Origin of the sequence: Rhodopila sp. (genome assembly GCF_035548235.1) — a bacterium.
Taxonomy (GTDB): Bacteria; Pseudomonadota; Alphaproteobacteria; order Acetobacterales; family Acetobacteraceae; genus Rhodopila.
Genome location: NZ_DASZTJ010000016.1, coordinates 1 through 3,922 on the forward strand (window position 1 = coordinate 1; position 3,922 = coordinate 3,922).

The following is a 3,922-nucleotide window of genomic DNA, read 5'->3' on the forward strand; positions in this document are numbered from 1 at the left end:
TGACGCGGGCGTATCATCTGTACCTGGAACTGCTGGACTCGGCCTGGAGCATCCGGCAGTCCGACGAAGTGGTCGCCCGCCGGCTGGAACGGAAGGCGACGCTGGACCCCGCCAATGCCGGCGCGGATGCGGTGATGCTGCGCATGGCCGGCGTGCCGCACCGGTCCTGGATGATGCTGAACGAGCTGCGCTTCAAGTTCCGCCGCCTGTGGTCGGCGTTCTTCCGCCGGCACCACGTCCTGCTCTGCCCCGCCTTCGGCACCGCCGCCCTGCCGCACCGCCAGGACGGCGAGACCTGGGAGCGGAGGATCACCATCGACGGCCGGACGATCGCCTATAACGACCTGCTGTTCTGGCCGGGGATCACCTGCGGCTACCACCTGCCGGCCTCGGTGGTGCCGATCGGGATGACGGGGGACGGACTGCCGATCGGGGTGCAGGTCGCGGGGCCGGTGTTCGGCGACCGGACGACGCTGGCGGCGGCGGGATTGCTGGAGCAGGCCGGGGCAGCGTTCAAGCCGCCTTCGGGATGGTGAGGGGGCGGATCACCCCGCGCGCAGGTCGGCCTCGAACCGGTCGCGCCACCGTTCCAGGCTGTTGGTGCGCATGATCTTCAGCATCTCCTGGTGCCGCTCCTGCCGCTCCTCGACCGGCATCGACAGCGCCTGGTCCATCGCGCGGGCCATGCCGGCCTCGTCATACGGGTTGACCAGCAGGGCCGATTGCAGCTCTTGGGCGGCGCCGGCGAATTCGGACAGGATCAGGACGCCGGGGTCCTGGGGGTCCTGGGCGGCGGCGTATTCCTTGGCCACCAGGTTCATCCCGTCGCGCAGCGGCGTGACCAGGCAGGCCTGGGCCTCGGCGTAGAGCGGCATCAGGACGTTGCGCGCGAAACCACGGTTCAGGTAGCGCAGCGGGACCCAGTCGACCTCGGCGAAGCGGCCGTTGACCCGCCCGGCCTCGCCTTCCACCTCGCGGCGGATGCGCTGGTAGGTCTCGATGTCGGAGCGCGACGGGGGCGCGATCTGCATGAACGTGACGAGGCCGTGATGAGCGGGGAACTCGGCGAGGAACCGCTCGAACGCGGCGAAGCGCTGGCGCAGGCCCTTGGAGTAGTCCAGCCGGTCGACGCTCAGGATCAGCCGGTCCATCATGAAGGCGCGCAGCCGCGTGGCCTGGCGGCGATTGACCGGGGTCTCGGCCTGGGCGCGCACCTCGTCGACATGGACGCCGATCGGGTAGACGCCGGTGCGCACGACCCGGCCATGGACGCGCATCGTCTCCGCGCCTGGCGCACCATCCGCCGGTTCGCCCTTGGCATGGCGCAGCACGTAGTCCTGGAACGCGGCCCGGTCGATATCGGTCTGGAACCCCAACAAGTCATAGGCGCACATCGCCCGGATCAGCTCGGCGTGGCTGGGGATGGTCATGAACACGCCCGGCGCGGGGAAGGGCGTGTGGAGGAACAGGCCGATGCGGTTGGCGACCCCCTCGGCGCGCAGGCTCTCGGCCAGGCACAGCAGGTGGTAGTCGTGGACCCAGATCAGGTCGTCCGGCCGCAGCAGCGGCTTCAGCGCGCGGGCGAAGAAGTCGTTGACCCGGCGGTAGCCGCGGAACTCGGCCTCCTCGTAATGGCCGAGGCCGATCTGGTAGTGCAGCACCGGCCACAGCGTGCCGTTGGCGAAGCCGCGGTAGAACTGGTCGTAGTCCTCCCGCGACAGGTTGATCGTATAGAGGGTGATCGGTCCGACCGTATGTTCCGCCTTGGGAACGGAGGCGTCGGTGACCTCCCCGCTCCAGCCGAACCACAGGCCGCCCTTGCTCTTGAGCGCGTCCAGCACGCCGGCCGCGAGGCCGCCGGCGGTGGCCTCTCCTTCCTGGATCGGGGCGACCCGGTTCGATACGACGACGAGACGGGACATATGGCACTCAACTCCCAGACCACGACGACTACCGGCGGTCCGGTCGCGCGACGTCCCAAGCGCCGGACGGGACAGGCCGAGGGGGCGTCGAGGCCGGCATTCTAGCGCAAACCGGTCGTCTCGCCAGCCACGTCGGGCTACTATCCCGCACGCGCCCGAGTCGTTCGGAGTCGCGCGCCCGGATCGGGAGCCAGATGAGGGTGAGGTGAGCCGCATGCTCGACGTCCCGACCTTGCCGTTGGGGGACCGCAACGGCGTCGAACGCGATCCGACGCCGCGCGCGATCCATATCTCCGGCTACCAGCGGGAGACCCGGGATTTCTACGCCACCCCCGCTTGGGTGACCGAGGCCCTGCTGCGCCATGTCCGCCTGCGCGGCCCGGTGTGGGAGCCGTGCTGCGGCGACGGGGCGATGTCGACGGTGCTGGCGGCGGCGGGGCATGAGGTCGTTTCGACCGATATCGCCGACCGCGGCTTCGGCACGCCGGGCATCGACTTCCTGGCCGCGACGACGGTGCCGGGCGGGTGCCGCAGCATCGTGACCAATCCCCCCTATGGCGACACCGGCTCCCACGCCGGCCAGTCCCGCTCCGCTCGGGCCATGCTGGATTTCGTGCGGCACGCGATACGATTGGCCGAGTCGGTGGAAGGCCAGTTGGCGCTGCTGGTGCGGCTGAACTGGATCGCCGGCCAGCGGGCCACGGCGCTGCTGACCGGCAGCCCGTTCGCCGCGACGATCGTCCTGAACGAGCGGATCCGCTGGTTCGACATGGGCGAGAAGACCAACCACGGCCAGCACCACCACGCCTGGATCGTGGTCGACTATGCCCATCCCAAGGGCCAGCCGCCGGCGCTGCTGTTCGCCTGAGGCGGGCCTGCGCCCGCCATGGCGGGGATTCCAGCGCCTATGGGGCTTGCGCCAGCCACGGCGAGGATTCTTGTTTCATCTGTTCAACGACCGAACCGCCTGCTCCAGCGGCACCGGATCGTCCTGGAGGAGCAACGAGATCGCCTCTTCCTCCCACGCCAGCGCATCCAGCCGCGTCGGCGCGGCGGCGTCCAGCCGGTGCTCCAGGACGAAGCGTGCCAGCAGCATCCGACGTGCATCGCCGCCGGCGGCGCCCAGGCGGGCGCCTTCGCTGGCCATCAGTACCGCCGTCGTCGCCTGGTAAAGCTGGTTCGCGGCCACGCGGCAGAAGCGTTCATGGTCCGGATGCGCAGCGACCTCCTCGGCGAAGCGGATCGCGCGCTCGACCGCGCCATCGATCCGGGTCCGGAACTGTCCGGGCAGGCCGGGCGCATCGCGCAGCCGGTCCGCCAGGTCGTCGCGCAACGCCAGGTGGGCGCGTTCCTTGCCCACCGCCCGCTGCACCGCGTCCAGGCTGTTGATGTTGCTGGTGCCCTCCCACAGCAGCCCCAGATGCGCGTCGCGCACAAGCCGAGCATTGGGCCAGTCTTCGATGTAGCCGTTGCCGCCGCGGGCTTCCATCGCCCCGGTCGCCACCGTCACGTTGTCGCGGCAGGCACGATACTTGTAGATCGGCGTCAGGATGCGCAGCACCTTGCGTGCCGGCGCGTCCTGCCGGCCCGTTACGGAGGCGGCATGGAACAGCGCCGACAGCGCCTGTTCCGTCGGCACCATCAGCTTCACCAGTTGCCGCCGCATCAGCGGATGGTCGATCACGGCCTTTCCGAAGGCGTTACGATGCCGTGCCGCCGCCATCGCTTCGTTCATGCAACGACGCATCATCCCAGCCGCTCGGGTCAGATGCGAGACGCGGCTGGAGTTCACCATCTCCAGCATTTGTTTCAGTCCGCGATCGAGATCGCCAAGCTGGTAGGCGACGGCGCCTTCGAAGACGATTTCGCCGCTGGCCATGCCGCGGCTGCCCAGCTTGTCCTTCAGCCGCGTGATCCGATAGGCGTTGCGGGTGCCGTCCTCCAGCACCTTGGGCATCAGGAACAGGCCCAGGCCGCGTCCGCCGTCGCAGGCACCCTCG

Annotated in this window: 4 protein-coding genes; 2 read left to right on the top strand and 2 right to left on the bottom strand. The window is 69.6% G+C overall.

From position 1 onward, the window contains the following. Nucleotides 1-536, top strand: a 536-nt coding sequence (locus VHB27_RS00790) for an amidase family protein (RefSeq protein ID WP_325596694.1), incomplete at its 5' end; no start/stop codon positions are given. A gap of 9 nt (nucleotides 537-545) precedes the next feature. Here VHB27_RS00790 and otsA read toward each other — a convergent pair. Then, a complete protein-coding gene (gene otsA, locus VHB27_RS00795; RefSeq protein WP_325596697.1) occupies nucleotides 546-1,922 on the bottom strand; it encodes an alpha,alpha-trehalose-phosphate synthase (UDP-forming) in 1,377 nt (458 codons plus the stop codon). Between the two features lie 214 nt (nucleotides 1,923-2,136). On the opposite strand from otsA, the gene VHB27_RS00800 reads away from it, so the two are divergent. After that, nucleotides 2,137-2,790: a hypothetical protein gene (locus VHB27_RS00800; RefSeq protein WP_325596699.1), complete on the top strand. Its 654-nt coding sequence runs from the start codon at nucleotides 2,137-2,139 to the stop codon at nucleotides 2,788-2,790. A gap of 75 nt (nucleotides 2,791-2,865) precedes the next feature. On the opposite strand, the gene VHB27_RS00805 is transcribed toward VHB27_RS00800, so the two are convergent. Continuing rightward, on the bottom strand, nucleotides 2,866-3,922 hold a 1,057-nt coding region (locus VHB27_RS00805), incomplete at its 5' end, for an acyl-CoA dehydrogenase family protein (protein ID WP_325596703.1).

Coding starts and splice junctions, on each gene's coding strand:
- otsA (WP_325596697.1), bottom strand. CDS start 1,922: ATGTCCCGTCTCGTCGTCGTATCGAACCGGGTCGCCCCGATCCAGGAA.
- VHB27_RS00800 (WP_325596699.1), top strand. CDS start 2,137: ATGCTCGACGTCCCGACCTTGCCGTTGGGGGACCGCAACGGCGTCGAA.